Origin of the sequence: Nitratireductor sp. GCM10026969, assembly GCF_042660605.1 — a bacterium.
Lineage (GTDB): Bacteria > Pseudomonadota > Alphaproteobacteria > Rhizobiales > Rhizobiaceae > Chelativorans.
Genome location: NZ_JBHSUM010000016.1, coordinates 35,312 through 47,995, shown reverse-complemented (window position 1 = coordinate 47,995; position 12,684 = coordinate 35,312). Strand labels below are relative to the sequence as shown.

The following is a 12,684-nucleotide window of genomic DNA, read 5'->3' as shown; positions in this document are numbered from 1 at the left end:
GCCTGCTGACCTGCCGGTCGTGGTGGCCGGCATGGCGGGCGCGCGCGGGGCCTGGCGCGAGGCCGCCTATCTCGATACACCCGCTCCGCTCGACGCACTGCACAGTCACGCCGTTCGCATCGAAGGACTGGGGCGCGATGTGCGTATCCTGCCTGGTGTCTGCCAGCGCACGGCGGGCCGCGAAGACGTGATGCGCGGCGAGGAGACCCAGCTTGCCGGCGCTCGCGCGGCCGGGCACGGTACGGGTCTGTTCTGCCTACCCGGCACCCATTCCAAATGGGCCTGGCTGGAGGCAGGCCGACTCACGGCGTTCACCACTTTCATGACCGGCGAGCTCTTTGCCATCCTGAGCGAACACTCGATCCTTGCCGAGACGGTCGGCACGGACGGGGAGTCCGCTTCCTCCGCCTTCACCGATGCAGTGGGCGAGATGCTGGAGGAGGGCGCTGGACTGACCGGACGCCTCTTCACCATCCGCGCCGCCGCACTTCTTGGCCGAGGCGCCCCCGCCGAGGCCAAGACACGGCTGTCCGGACTGCTGATCGGTGCGGAGGTCGCCGCCATGCGCGCGCGTTGCGAAGGGGCGGGCGAGGTATTTCTGGTGGCCGGCGGCGCTCAGGCACGGGCCTACGAAGCGGCACTCACCGCCGCGGGCTTCGGCTGCCGCAACCTGGATGGCGGGGCGCTGGTCCGGCAAGGGCTTTTCTTCGCCGCGAGGGCCCTCTGGCCGGAAAGGACAATCGCATGACGCAACAACGTATTCCCTGGCCCCAATTGCGCCGCGACCTCGTCGCCATCCTGCGCGGGCTGCGGCCCGAGGAGGTGCCGGCCATCGTTGAGGCGCTGCTTGAGGCGGGGATCGAGGCGATCGAGGTGCCGCTGAACTCGCCGGAACCGTTCCGTTCCATCGAGCGTGCCCGCAAGCTGGTCCCGGACAACGTTCTGATCGGCGCCGGGACTGTGCTGAGCGTAGCGGATGTGGACCGGCTTCGCGATTGCGGCGGCAACCTTCTCGTAAGCCCCAATGTCGACCCCGCGGTGCTCTCTCGTGCCGCCGAATGCGGCATGGTGACGATGCCCGGCGTCTTTTCGCCCACCGAGGCGCTGGCCGCCGCGGCCTCCGGCGCTTCGGCGCTGAAGTTCTTCCCAGCGAATGTGCTCGGGCCCTCCGGGATCAAGGCGATCATGGCCGTGTTGCCGCCCGGCGTGCCCGTGGGTGCCGTCGGCGGCGTGTCCGAGCGCGATTTCGCGGCTTATGCCGATGTCGGCGTGCGTACCTTCGGTCTCGGCTCCAGCCTTTACAGCCCCGGTGCCGGTGCTGCCGAGGTCGCCGAGAAAGCATGCGCGGCCGTGGCGGAGTATGACGCCGTCTTTTCCAGCGGCTGAGCGCCGGTAGCAGCCGAATGAGGAAAAGGGAAACGATCCAGGGTCTCCGTACCGGTTCTTACCTGAATTGCCGCATTGACTTCGGCGACCGCGCCCGCATTCTGTCCTGGGGCTTGGACGTTTCTATCGACAGGGAGTGCATCAGCCAAATTCACCGATGTCATCGAAATCTTCGGGCAATTGGGATTGTCTGCTGAACAAATGGTGGGGCGCGCCTTTTCTCGTATCCTGATGGCAAGCGCCGGACCGCTGGCAGGCTGATCGATCCCGAAATTCCGCATCTTCATGAAACGAAACGGCGCCCAGCCCGTTATATGTCGAATCCGGCGGGGAATGCGGCCACGCATGAAGGGACAGCTCCGGGGGGAAGATTTGAACAGGCAGGAAACATGGCGTTGCGAGGGGTGCGGTGAGAGTCGGAATATGCGGGATATCGACAGGCACAGGTTCGTCAGGATCTCGATCCGCCTGGCCGGGGGAGGCAGGTTGCTTGATGTAGAACGCGAACTTTGCCCTGACTGCATCAGGCGATTGTTGCGCACGGCCGATCCTGAGAACTGGGCCGATACCGCCTCTCCAGGCGAAGAGAAATCGGCTTGCTAGGGCGTCTCAGGGCTGCTGTCGGGCGAGACCTCGCCATCATTCAACTGCCGGATGGCCTCGTCGGCTTCGTCCTCCTCGAGTCCGGACAACGGCAGCCCGTCTATCAGGACGACCTCCTCGCTGTCGCTGTCGAAGACCTCCCATAGCCCTTCCGTATCTTGCCGTTTGTCGAAGCCGTTCGCCATGAAGAGACAGATAGTGTGCAATGCGATCGCGGCAATGGCCCGCCTGCGTTCTGCGCTGGATTTGCACACTGCCACACGCTGGTAGAGCGCGCATGGGCAGTCGCCCTTCCGTAACGACTGGCAAGCACGCCCAACCAACCAAGCACCGGTTTTGCAGGAACGAAAACGCTCCGCCGACGCTTTAGCCAAAAAGGAGGGGCGCTAGCCGTGAAGACACTCTACGAAAAAGTGGCACTCACCTATTTTATGGTCGCCACGGTCGCATTGCTTTTTTCAGCCTTTCTTCTGGTGGGCTTTGCTGTTTGGGAAATTGCCAGCAGTGTCATTGCCGCGGAAATCCCGATCGTCGACCGCGTCCGCCGGACGTTGGACGGTATAGGACTGATGATCATCGGCTTTGCCGTGGTGGAGGCGGGAACGTTCATTGCGGAGGAGGAACTGTTCCGAAAAAGGGAGCTGCGCTCCACGCGGGAGTCGCGGCGGTCGATAACAAAATTCATCACGATCATTGTCATTGCGGCCAGTCTGGAAGCACTGGTGATGGTCTTCAAGACGAGTCGCGAGCATATTCCGGCGGTTATCTATCCGGCGGCGCTGTTCACATCGGCCATGTTGGCGCTGGTAGCGCTGGGCATTTACCAGTGGTTCTCCAGCCACGTTGAAAACGAATCCGAATAGCCAATGCGACCGGACCGAACGCTCGATTTGTAACGCGCAAGAAGGTTCGACCGGCAAGATCGGACTTCTTCAAAACATCAGCTTTCTGGGGGACCATCACCTTCCGGGCCCTTTCCGCGAGTCTGCCGTATAGCTCATGCGGAAGCTGCCGCTCGTTCCTCGGTCAGAATCTCGGCGAGGCGCGTTAGACTCGTCTCCCAGCCCGCGCGCGTCGCCTCGCATATCTCCCTGATCATCAGGCTCGCATGACCAACCGTCAGGCGCACGCTGTCGCCCTCCGGCTCCACGCGATAGGTGGCGGTCGACGGGTTTCCCGCTTCGCCGACCATCTTCCACGTATGAACCAGCCGAACGGGAATCTCGATTTCGAGATATTCGCCCTTCAGCCGATAGGGCTGTCCTCCGCCAATGCCAGCCGATTCCCAGCGCCCAACAACACGCACATCGCCGTTCCATTCCCTGGTATCGAACACGCCGGGATGTACCCACCACCGGCAGATTTCCGCCGAGGTCATCGCTCGGAAGACACGATCGGGCGTGGCGGGAAGCAGAGCCGTAGCCGAAACCCCTTGCCCCAAACCCCACTGCTGGGGAGGGACTGAGACCTGTCTGAGCGTCGCCAAGGGTTCAACGCGCAGCCGTTCGGAATTTTCCTACCAGCTTCCGCATTCCACCACCCGGAGTGGTCATTCCTCACTTAACCGATTTCCGGTAGTTTTGCTGGATGGATAGCACGGAATACTCCCTGAATGGCGGTCGCGTTACCGCCGGTGTCGTCCGCGTTGGGGACACCGTCAGGCGGCCGGTCGCAAAAGATCGAGCGCATGTACACGACCTCCTTTCTCACCTTGAGCGCAGGGGCTTTGCGGGTGCGCCACGCTTCTTGGGCATGGACGAGCAGAATCGCGAAATTCTGAGTTTCCTTCCAGGAGAGGTGCCGAGCGACCTTGGTCACTTCAGTGATGCGCAGCTTGCGACCGCCGCGGATCTCCTAAAGCGCTTTCATGATGCAACGGCAGACTTTCCTCTTGTCCGAGATAGCGGTGCAGAGGTCATATGCCACAATGATTGGGGCCCGACGAATGCGGTCTTCCGAGCCGGCTTGCCTTACGGGCTAATCGATTTCCACACGATGGTGCCGGGCCTCCGTCTATGGGATTTAGGTTATTCAGCTTTCGCCTGGCTCGATCTAGGCAATCCCGACTATACAGGCGATGAGCAAATTCGACGTTTGTCAACCATGGCGGAAGCGTATGGAAAGCGGGGCTGTTCTGCCGACCAGATTGCGATCTATGCGGTGGCGCGGCAGACCGCTCTTGCAGTATCAGGGCGGGTGCAAGCCAATGCCGAGATGGCAAATTGGGCGGCCTCCGCCGCGTCTTGGACCGTCCTCAACGTAACCGAGCGATTGAGTCCTACCGGCTATGCTTTGCGTTCACGCATTTAGACTGCGCGGAACTGCCAACCGAAATTGCGCGCCATAGGATCTCGACAACGCGAAAAGCACAAACGTTTTCTGTGGGGATATTTGTGAGGTGCCGCGCACGACGGAGCCAGAAGCCTTGGAGATGTTGGTCGGAGTGGCAGGATTCGAACCTGCGACCCCCTCGTCCCGAACGAGGTGCGCTACCAGACTGCGCTACACTCCGTGACCCGACGGCGGGCTTATAGCTGCCGTGCGGCTGCTTCGCAAGTCGAAACCGGCCTTTCAGTAGGGGCTTTCGACATCGCCCGTCTCGACATAGACCGCCTTGATCTGGGAATAGTGGTCGAGCGCTGCAAGGGCGTTTTCGCGGCCGACGCCGGAATTCTTGAAGCCGCCGAACGGCAGTTCGACCGGCGTCAGATTATAGGTGTTGATCCAGCAAGTTCCCGCCTGCAGCGCGCCGATGACGCGGTGGGCGCGGGCCATGTCGCGCGTGAAGACGCCGGCGGCCAGACCGAATTCGGTGTCGTTGGCACGCGTGACCGCCTCTTCCTCCGTGTCGAAGGAGAAGACCGACATGACCGGGCCGAAGATCTCCTCGCGCGCGATGCGCATGTCGTCGCGCACCTCGGTGAAGATCGTCGGTTCGATATAGAAGCCGTTTTCGAGGCCCTGCAGGCGCGGCACGCCGCCACCTAGATGCAAATGCGCACCCTCCTGCTTGCCGATCTCGATATAAGACAGGACCCGCTCGCGCTGTTCGGCGGAGATGAGGGGCCCAAGATGTGTGTCTGGATCGAGCGGATCGCCGAGGCGGACGGCGCGGGTGCGCTCCGTCAGCCGGTCGAGGAAGCGGTCGTAGATGCCCTTTTGCAGGAAGACGCGCGTGCCGTTGGAACAGATCTGGCCGGTGGAGTAGAAATTGCCGAGCATGGCGCCGCCGACGGCGTTTTCCACATCGGCGTCGTCGAAGACGAGGATCGGCGACTTGCCGCCGAGCTCCATCGTCGCCTTCTTCATATGTTCGCCGGCCAGCGCCATGACGCGCTTGCCCGTGGCGACCGAGCCGGTGAGCGACACCTTCGCCACGCCCGGATGGCCCACGAGCGCCGCGCCCACTTCACCGGCGCCCTGCACGACGTTGAAAAGCCCGTCCGGCAGGCCGGCTTCCGTGAGGATCTCGGCAAGCGCCAGCGCAGAAAGCGGGGTGTTTTCCGACGGCTTGAAGATCATGGCGTTGCCCATGGCGAGCGCCGGGGCAGCTTTCCAGGCGGCAATCTGGATGGGATAGTTCCAGGCACCGATCCCCACGCAGACGCCGAGCGGTTCGCGCCGTGTGTAGCCGAACGGACCGCCGAACTCGACGTGGTCGCCGTTGTGCGCGGCAATCGCGCAGCCGAAGAACTCGAGTGCATCCGCCGCGGAAGTGGGATCGGCCACCAGCGTCTCCTGGATGGCCTTGCCGGTGTCGAGCGTCTCCAGCCGGGCGAGTTCGTCGTTGCGCTCACGCAGGATCTCCGCTGCCCGCCGCAGAACGCGGCCGCGTTCCATCGGTTTCAGACCGGCCCAGGAGGCTTGTGCGGCTCGCGCCGATTCGACCGCCAGTTCGATGATGTTCGGCGTGGCGAGGTGGAGCCGGGCGATCGCCTCGGCCGTTGCCGGATAGAGGACGGCGAGCGGATCGCCTTGCGTGTCCTCGACGAAATCGCCGTTGATGTAGTGCGAGGCCTTGGGCTGGGCGCGCATATTCTTCTCCAGAGTTAGCGGTCGGACGCCTGCCAGCGCGGATTGATCCACGGCTCGCGGTTCGATGGCGGCAGGGGCGGCTTGCCGAGAATATGATCGGACGCCTTCTCGCCGACCATGATGGAGGGTGCGTTCAGATTTCCGTTGGTGATGCGGGGGAAGATGGAGGAGTCGGCCACCCGCAACCCCTCCACGCCAATCACCCGCAATTGCGGATCGACGACGCTCGCCGATTCGGCCCGATCCCCCATACGGCAGGTGCCGCATGGGTGATAGGCGCTCTCGACATGTTCGCCGATGAAGTCGTTCAACGCCTCGTCGGAGGTGACATCGTCCCCGGGCGCGATTTCATGGCCGCGATAGGGCGCAAAGGCGTCCTGGGCGAAGATCGAGCGCGTGAGGCGGATGCAGTGTCGGAAATCGGCCCAGTCGTCCTCGTGGGCCATGTAGTTGAAGCGGATTTCCGGCGCCTTCCACGGATCGGGCGAGGTAAGGGTGACCGCGCCACGCGACTTCGATCGCATTGGTCCGACATGGGCCTGGAAGCCGTGCGCCTTGGCTGCCGCCTTGCCGTCGTAGCGGATGGCGACCGGCAGGAAATGGTACTGGATATCCGGATATTCGATCCCGGCACGCGAGCGCAGGAAAGCGGCGGCCTCGAAATGGTTGGAAGCGCCGAGACCGCTCTTGAAGAGGAGCCATTCGGCGCCGATCAGCGCTTTCGAGGCCGGGCCCAGCTTCGAGTAGAGCGTGATCGGCTCGAGACAAGCCTGCTGGATATAGAGCTCCAGGTGATCCTGCAGGTTTTTTCCAACGCCCGGCCGGTCCGCTATCGCCTCGATGCCGAGGCGGCGCAATTCTTCCGCCGGGCCGATGCCGGACAGCATGAGGAGCTTCGGCGAATTGATGGCGGACGCCGCGACGACGACTTCGCGCTTAGCTTTGACGACCTGAATTGCATTGCGCGCTTCGATCTCGACGCCCGTCGCGCGTTGATTCTCGATGACAATGCGCCGCGCGAAGCCTTTGACGAGACTCACGTTCTGCCGTTTCAAGGCCGGCTTGAGATAGGCGTTGGCAGCGGACCAGCGGCGCCCCTGATGGATCGTCTGCTCCATCGGACCGAAGCCTTCCTGCTTGGCGCCGTTATAGTCGTCGGTCACCTCGAAGCCGGCCTCGCGGCCCGCCTCGATAAAGGCCTGATAGAGCGGGTTGAGTCTTTGTCCGCGCTGCACGTGAAGCGGCCCGTCCGTGCCGCGCCAACCGTTTTCGCCGTCCTTCGCGTTCTCCATGCGCTTGAAATAGGGCAGCACGTCCGCGAAGGCCCAGCCGGCCGCGCCGGTTTCGGCCCAGTGGTCGAAATCGCGCGCGTGGCCGCGCACATAGACCATGCCGTTGATGGAGGAGGAGCCGCCGATCACCTTGCCGCGCGGCGTGGCGAGCACGCGTCCGCCCAGATGCGGCTCGGGCTGGGTGCTGTAACCCCAGTCGTAGCGCCGCATGTTCATGGGGAAGGACAGTGCCGCCGGCATCTGGATGAAAGGCCCGAAATCGCTGCCGCCGTACTCGATCACGATGACGGAGTGCTTGCCGTCTTCCGACAGGCGGTAGGCGAGGGCGGAGCCCGCCGAGCCGGAGCCGACGATGGCATAATCCGCTTCAAGCATTGCCGGCCCCTTCGAGCTTGAGCTTGAGATAGTCCTCGACAAGCGCGATCGCGGAGGCCGCGTCCGGCGGCCCGTCCTTCAGCGCGCGACGGATATAAAGGCCGTCGACGAGGGCGGCGATGCCTTCGGCCGTGCGCTCCGCCTCTGTGGCAGAAAGGAGCGGCTTCAGGGCAAAGACGAGGTTGGAATGAAGCCGGCGTGCATACACGCGCAAGAGCCGCCTGAGCCGCTCGCTGCGCTGCGCCTCCACATAGAAGGCGAGCCATGCGGCGGTGATCGCCGGCCGGAACTGCTTGGACGAGAAGTTGACGCCGATGATGGCGCGCAGGCGTGCCGGTCCCGCCAGCCCCTCGACCGCCGAACGCAGGTCACGGCCGAGCTCGGCGAGGATATGGCGCATCGAGGCAAACAGCAGATCCTCCTTGCCGCCGAAGTAATGGTGCGCCAGCGCGGGCGAGACGCCAGCCCGGCCAGCGATCTCCGACATGGTGACGTCGAGCGAACCGCGCTCGCCGATGGCGACGATGGCGGCATTGATCAGCGCCTGGCGGCGCACGGGTTCCATTCCGACCTTGGGCATGCCGTGAAGTTAATATTGATTGATCAATCAATCAAGAAAAATCGACCTTCGAAGAGGGCGCGACCCGATAGTTGCGATATGCTATGAATGCGCAAGCGAGGAGATGGCGATGGCGGCGGCACCCGACGGGCTTTCCGTCACAATGCAGGTAAGATGAACCAGGTGGCGGTCGTCACCGGCGGCGCCTCGGGAACGGGGCTGGCCGTGGTCGAGCGGCTCCTCGACGACGGCTGGTTCGTGGCCATCGTGGACGCCGACAGCGCGGCGCTGGCTGAGGCGGAAGACCTCCTGAGCGGGGAGGAAGCGATCTTTCTGGCCGCGGATGTGACCGACGAGGACGAGGTCGCCGAGGCATTCGACGCGACGGTGGAGACCTTCGGGCTGCTGACGGCACTCGTCAATTGCGCCGGCGTTCGCCGGGAGACGACCTTCGAAGAGACCAACGCGGAACTCTTCCGGCAGGTCCTCGACATCAATCTTGTCGGCTCCCTCATCGCTTCGCAAGCAGCGCTGGAGCGCATGGGCGAGAGCATGGGAATCGTCAACCTCTCCTCCGTCAGCGGGCTGCGGGCGACCGCCGGCAGTGCCGCCTATGGCGCGGCCAAGGCGGGGGTGAAGATGATGACGGAGACGATGGCGCTGGAGCTTGCCGGACGCAGCGTGCGCGTCAACTGCGTGGCGCCCGGTCTCATCGAGCCCCCGGCCACCGTTTTCGACGAGGACATGGACCATCGTCGCGCATGGCTCGAACACACGCCGCAGGGGCGCTTTCCGACCCATCGTGAGGTGGCGTCCGCCGTCGCCTACCTGCTTTCGCCCGAGGCCGGTTCCGTCAACGGCCATACCCTGGTGGTGGATGGCGGCTTCTCGATCGCAGGCCTGCCGCGCGTCGACTGAGCCGAAGCGGTATCCCAAAGCTCGATGCGTCCGAAGCCCGGCAGCTTCAGGGCAGGACGCAGGATGTCTATGCCGGCGACCAGGCCGAGGAAATTCAACTCCACGCCGGTTTCCCGTCCAAGCGCTATCCCCGCATATCCGCCGAGAAAGAGGCGGATGTCCGACCAGTCGGCGTCGTGCTCGAAGCGCAGCCAGTCCGGCCGGAAGTCGCGGCCGATGGCATTGGGCGGCATAAGCACGCCGAGGTCCGGCACTTCGTTCACGACATGGGCGACGAAAGAGTTGGAATTGGGCCCGGGCCAGATGGCGTAGTCGCCGTTGTCGGCAAAGGGATAGCCGTCAATCGCGACACGGAGCGCGGGGATCAGGCGCTCGGCCTGCACGCCGTGCATCGACCTGACGATATAGGGCCGGTTGGAATACCAGCGCCCGTCCGGCGGATAGGCGTTGCGGCGGACGGGGCGGCCCCAGCCCACTTTGTCGTAGCGCTCATAGGCGCCGTCTTTCGGCTTGAGCACGATCCAGGTATGAACGGAAAGCGCGCCCTTGAGCCCGCCCGTTCGCGCGGCCATCACATAGATGGCGGCCTGCGGGCTTTCCGCGGCGGGCGGCAGGAGACCCGTGGCGCTCCAGTTGGCGGTGCGCCAGGAACCGGGTCGCTCCTGCAGGACCCACCACCCGGCGAAGGCCGCCGCGGGCAGAAGGAAAGCGACCAGGATAAAGATCACGAGATACTTGATTTTCCGCACCGTGCCCGCTCTACACCACCAGGAGAGACAATCCTAATGCCGGCAAGATGGTGAGAGAATGGCAAACCCTGTCCTTGTCGAGGTGCTGCGCGGGGCGATCGTGGAGAGCAGGCACCGCGGCGCGGTCTCCGTGGTCGATGCCGATGGCCGCGCGGTGCTCGAGATCGGTGACGTCGAGCGGCCCGTCTTTCCGCGATCGGCGGTGAAGGCGGTCCAGGCCCTGCCGCTTCTCGAAAGCGGCGCGGCGGATGCCTACGGCTTTGGTGATCGCGAAATCGCGTTTGCCTGCGCCTCCCACTCCGGTGAGCCGGACCACACCAGGGTGGCCCTGGAGATGCTCGCCAGGGCCGGGCTGGATGAAAGCACCTATGAATGCGGGGCGCACTGGCCGACGGGGCACGGCGCGACCATCGCGCTTGCGAGGGCCGGCGGCACGCCGACCCAGGTCCACAACAATTGCTCGGGGAAGCATGCCGGCTTTCTCTGCACCTGCTGTCATGCCGGCATCGACCGTTACGGTTATGTCGCCCATGGCCATGCCCTGCAGGAGATGGTGCGCGAGGCGCTGGAAAGCATGACGGGTGTGGCCCATGGGATGGATGCGTGCGGCACCGACGGCTGCTCCATTCCCACCTATGCCGTGCCGCTGAAGAAGCTCGCCCACGGCTTTGCCCGCATGGCGACGGGCACCGGGCTGGCGAGGGAGCGCGCCGCGGCGGCGAGGCGCATCGTCACTGCCTGCATGGCAGAGCCTTTCTATGTCGCCGGCACGGATCGGGCCGACACTGTCATGATGGAAGCGGGGAGGGGGCGGATTTTCACCAAGACCGGCGCGGAGGGTGTGTTCTGTGCCGCGATACCGGAACTGGGGCTTGGGATCGCGCTTAAGTGCGACGACGGTGCCACCCGGGCGGCGGAGGTGATGGTCGCGGCGACGCTCTCGCGGCTTCTGCCGTCCGGCGATGCGCTGGGCGCTCAACTTGCGGTGATGGCGCGGCCGGTGTTGAAGAATTGGCGGGGGGTCGAGGTGGGGGCCTTGCGGCCGGCGAGCGTCGTCAAAAGCTAAGCGCTATGGTTCGATTGCTGTCGTATGGTCGCGGAAAAAAGCCGCGGCGCCCTCTTCGTCGATTTCGCCGGCGGCAAGAGCCATGGTGAAAATGTAAAGCGTGCCGTCGTCGGCGGTCATGCGATAGCCGTTCAGCAGGAGAAAGGTGGCGGCTGCCACGATGGCCGTGCGTTTGTTGCCGTCTACGAAGGCGTGGTTGCGTGCAAGTCCGAACGCATAAGCCGCAGCCAGTGTAAACTCGTCGGGTTCACCATAGGCAGCCTTGTTTTCAGGCCGCGCTAGTGCAGATTCGAGTGCGTTAACGTCCCTTACGCCGCGGGCGCCGCCGTGGCGGCGCAATTGCTCATCATGCATCGCCTCTACGACGAAGCGCGACAGAAACTCCCAACTCATTCGGCGAGTTTCTGCAAAGCGACCTTGTAGTGATCCATGATTTCCTGCGCAGCCCTCATCTGCCGTTCGAAAGCCTCGTCGACCGGTTTGAGGGTGAGGCCTTCCTCATCCTCCAGCACGTTCAGCACGTCGCCGCTCTTCAGATTAAGGCGCTCGAGCAGCTCTTTCGGCAGGATGACGCCCTCGGAATTGCCGATCTTGCGAATGGTGACGTTCATGGTGACCTCCATGTTGTAACAGGAGATATAACTTCAGATGGCCATTATAACAAGGGTGGCAACGGAACGGCTAAAGCCATCCCTTGCGGCGGAAGTAGAGCAGCGGCAGGAGCGCCGAAACCACCATCAGGAAGAGGGCCATCGGATAGCCCCAGGGTTGGTTCAGCTCGGGCATGATATCGAAATTCATGCCGTAGATGGAGGCGACGAGGGTCGGAGGCATGAAGACGACGGCGACGACGGAGAAGATCTTGATGATGGCGCTCTGTTCGACCGTGATCAGCCCGACGATGGTGTCGAGCAGGAAGGTGATCTTGTTCGAAAGAAAATCGATATAGTTTTCCAGCGATTGCGCGTCGCGCTCCAGGGATTTGACCCAGGTACGCATTTCCTTCCGGGCGTCGTCGGCCTTCATGGTCACCGTGACATAGGCGAGCAGCCGGGAGATCCCGGACAGGCTCTCGCGTACCTTGGACAGGAAAGTCCCCTGTCCGCCGATGCGCGTCAGTATGCGGCGGAACTCCTTGGTGCTCATGGGGCGTTCTTTTCCTTGCCGGTTGAAGATCGTGCGCGAGGCGGTATCGATCTCCTCCGTCACGCCCTCCAGAATATCGGCGAGCCGGTCCGTCGCCGCTTCGACGATGCCGAGTACGACGGTCATTCCGCTGCACTTCGGATCGAGCAGCCCGTTGCCGGGCTTGGTGGCGCGGCTGACGTAAAGGCCGAACGCCTTGGGGTCGCTGTAGCGTACGGTGACGAGCAGCTTTCCCGCCAGCACGAAGGAAACCGGGGCGATGGCGCGGTGCTCCTTGTCGACCGCATGCATCAAGGGCGCGGTCAGATATTGCACGCCCTTTTCCATATAGAAGCGGCTCGACTCCTCGATTTCGACCATGTCCTCGTTCGTTGGTATCGGCGCATCTGCCCATGCCTCCACCGTTTTTTCCTCTTCGGCGGAAGGATGCAGCAGGTCGATCCACAATGCGTTGGCGGGCAGTGGTTCGCCCGGGTGCAGATCGACCTGGCGCAGGTGATCGTCCTCGATGCAGAAAACCTGGATCATGGCGTGTCCCCGTGCCGCGGCTGGTTG

15 protein-coding genes and 1 tRNA gene are annotated in these 12,684 nt (G+C 63.6%); 6 read left to right on the top strand and 10 right to left on the bottom strand.

The genetic code is table 11. The annotated features are described in order from the left end of the window. Both ACFP9U_RS06435 and ACFP9U_RS06430 read left to right on the top strand, forming a co-directional pair. On the top strand, positions 1–748 hold a 748-nt coding region (locus ACFP9U_RS06435; protein ID WP_378619905.1), incomplete at its 5' end, for a 2-dehydro-3-deoxygalactonokinase. Further along, on the top strand, positions 745–1,386 hold the full coding sequence (locus ACFP9U_RS06430) for a 2-dehydro-3-deoxy-6-phosphogalactonate aldolase (RefSeq protein ID WP_378619904.1): 642 nt from the start codon (positions 745–747) through the stop codon (positions 1,384–1,386). The genes ACFP9U_RS06435 and ACFP9U_RS06430, both read left to right, overlap by 4 nt. A 599-nt stretch (positions 1,387–1,985) precedes the next feature. On the opposite strand, the gene ACFP9U_RS06425 is transcribed toward ACFP9U_RS06430, so the two are convergent. Beyond that, entirely contained in the window at positions 1,986–2,195 is a 210-nt protein-coding gene (locus ACFP9U_RS06425) for a hypothetical protein (protein WP_378619903.1), read from the bottom strand. Between the two features lie 186 nt (positions 2,196–2,381). Between ACFP9U_RS06425 and ACFP9U_RS06420 the strand changes: the two genes are divergently transcribed. Continuing rightward, the gene (locus ACFP9U_RS06420) at positions 2,382–2,852 is read left to right on the top strand and encodes a GNAT family acetyltransferase (RefSeq protein WP_378619902.1); all 471 of its coding nucleotides are present in this window, start codon (positions 2,382–2,384) and stop codon (positions 2,850–2,852) included. Between the two features lie 134 nt (positions 2,853–2,986). Here ACFP9U_RS06420 and ACFP9U_RS06415 read toward each other — a convergent pair whose 3' ends face one another. Next, positions 2,987–3,430 carry an SRPBCC family protein gene (locus tag ACFP9U_RS06415; RefSeq protein WP_378619901.1) on the bottom strand — a complete coding sequence of 148 codons (444 nt, stop codon included), beginning with the start codon at positions 3,428–3,430 and terminating at the stop codon, positions 2,987–2,989. 311 nt (positions 3,431–3,741) lie between these two features. Here ACFP9U_RS06415 and ACFP9U_RS06410 point away from each other — a divergent pair, with 311 nt between their 5' ends. Further along, the gene (locus ACFP9U_RS06410; protein ID WP_378619900.1) at positions 3,742–4,299 is read left to right on the top strand and encodes a phosphotransferase; all 558 of its coding nucleotides are present in this window, start codon (positions 3,742–3,744) and stop codon (positions 4,297–4,299) included. A gap of 125 nt (positions 4,300–4,424) precedes the next feature. Here the strand turns inward: ACFP9U_RS06410 and ACFP9U_RS06405 are convergent. The 4 genes from ACFP9U_RS06405 to betI form a co-directional block, all read right to left on the bottom strand. Then, positions 4,425–4,501 (bottom strand) — tRNA-Pro (locus tag ACFP9U_RS06405). A gap of 59 nt (positions 4,502–4,560) precedes the next feature. Next, positions 4,561–6,024, bottom strand: a complete 1,464-nt coding sequence (gene betB / locus ACFP9U_RS06400) for a betaine-aldehyde dehydrogenase (protein ID WP_378619899.1) — start codon at positions 6,022–6,024, stop codon at positions 4,561–4,563. A gap of 14 nt (positions 6,025–6,038) precedes the next feature. After that, entirely contained in the window at positions 6,039–7,691 is a 1,653-nt protein-coding gene (gene betA / locus ACFP9U_RS06395) for a choline dehydrogenase (RefSeq protein ID WP_378619898.1), read from the bottom strand. Beyond that, positions 7,684–8,271 (bottom strand): transcriptional regulator BetI, encoded by a 588-nt coding sequence (betI, locus tag ACFP9U_RS06390; protein WP_378619897.1) that lies wholly within the window; start codon positions 8,269–8,271, stop codon positions 7,684–7,686. The genes betA and betI overlap by 8 nt, the downstream gene beginning before the upstream one ends. Positions 8,272–8,424: 153 nt before the next feature. On the opposite strand from betI, the gene ACFP9U_RS06385 reads away from it, so the two are divergent. Further along, entirely contained in the window at positions 8,425–9,168 is a 744-nt protein-coding gene (locus tag ACFP9U_RS06385; protein ID WP_378619896.1) for an SDR family NAD(P)-dependent oxidoreductase, read from the top strand. On the opposite strand, the gene ACFP9U_RS06380 is transcribed toward ACFP9U_RS06385, so the two are convergent. Next, entirely contained in the window at positions 9,075–9,917 is an 843-nt protein-coding gene (locus ACFP9U_RS06380; protein WP_378619895.1) for a DUF3750 domain-containing protein, read from the bottom strand. The genes ACFP9U_RS06385 and ACFP9U_RS06380 overlap by 94 nt on opposite strands. A 58-nt stretch (positions 9,918–9,975) precedes the next feature. On the opposite strand from ACFP9U_RS06380, the gene ACFP9U_RS06375 reads away from it, so the two are divergent. Then, a complete protein-coding gene (locus tag ACFP9U_RS06375) occupies positions 9,976–10,983 on the top strand; it encodes an asparaginase (protein ID WP_378619894.1) in 1,008 nt (335 codons plus the stop codon). 3 nt (positions 10,984–10,986) lie between these two features. On the opposite strand, the gene ACFP9U_RS06370 is transcribed toward ACFP9U_RS06375, so the two are convergent. The 3 genes from ACFP9U_RS06370 to ACFP9U_RS06360 form a co-directional block, all read right to left on the bottom strand. Continuing rightward, on the bottom strand, positions 10,987–11,376 hold the full coding sequence (locus tag ACFP9U_RS06370; protein WP_378619893.1) for a type II toxin-antitoxin system death-on-curing family toxin: 390 nt from the start codon (positions 11,374–11,376) through the stop codon (positions 10,987–10,989). Beyond that, positions 11,373–11,594, bottom strand: coding sequence for an AbrB/MazE/SpoVT family DNA-binding domain-containing protein (locus ACFP9U_RS06365; RefSeq protein ID WP_378619892.1), 222 nt, complete (start codon positions 11,592–11,594; stop codon positions 11,373–11,375). Before ACFP9U_RS06365 ends, ACFP9U_RS06370 begins: the two co-directional genes overlap by 4 nt. A 70-nt stretch (positions 11,595–11,664) precedes the next feature. Continuing rightward, positions 11,665–12,657: a magnesium transporter CorA family protein gene (locus ACFP9U_RS06360; RefSeq protein WP_378619891.1), complete on the bottom strand. Its 993-nt coding sequence runs from the start codon at positions 12,655–12,657 to the stop codon at positions 11,665–11,667. Between the last annotated feature and the right edge of the window lie 27 nt (positions 12,658–12,684).

What these genes read in the sequence shown, in the direction of transcription:
- ACFP9U_RS06430 (WP_378619904.1), top strand. Translation starts at nt 745, where the DNA reads ATGACGCAACAACGTATTCCCTGGCCCCAATTGCGCCGCGACCTCGTC.
- ACFP9U_RS06410 (WP_378619900.1), top strand. Translation starts at nt 3,742, where the DNA reads ATGGACGAGCAGAATCGCGAAATTCTGAGTTTCCTTCCAGGAGAGGTG.
- betB (WP_378619899.1), bottom strand. Translation starts at nt 6,024, where the DNA reads ATGCGCGCCCAGCCCAAGGCCTCGCACTACATCAACGGCGATTTCGTC.
- betA (WP_378619898.1), bottom strand. Translation starts at nt 7,691, where the DNA reads ATGCTTGAAGCGGATTATGCCATCGTCGGCTCCGGCTCGGCGGGCTCC.
- betI (WP_378619897.1), bottom strand. Translation starts at nt 8,271, where the DNA reads ATGCCCAAGGTCGGAATGGAACCCGTGCGCCGCCAGGCGCTGATCAAT.
- ACFP9U_RS06385 (WP_378619896.1), top strand. Translation starts at nt 8,425, where the DNA reads ATGAACCAGGTGGCGGTCGTCACCGGCGGCGCCTCGGGAACGGGGCTG.
- ACFP9U_RS06375 (WP_378619894.1), top strand. Translation starts at nt 9,976, where the DNA reads ATGGCAAACCCTGTCCTTGTCGAGGTGCTGCGCGGGGCGATCGTGGAG.
- ACFP9U_RS06370 (WP_378619893.1), bottom strand. Translation starts at nt 11,376, where the DNA reads ATGAGTTGGGAGTTTCTGTCGCGCTTCGTCGTAGAGGCGATGCATGAT.
- ACFP9U_RS06365 (WP_378619892.1), bottom strand. Translation starts at nt 11,594, where the DNA reads ATGAACGTCACCATTCGCAAGATCGGCAATTCCGAGGGCGTCATCCTG.
- ACFP9U_RS06360 (WP_378619891.1), bottom strand. Translation starts at nt 12,657, where the DNA reads ATGATCCAGGTTTTCTGCATCGAGGACGATCACCTGCGCCAGGTCGAT.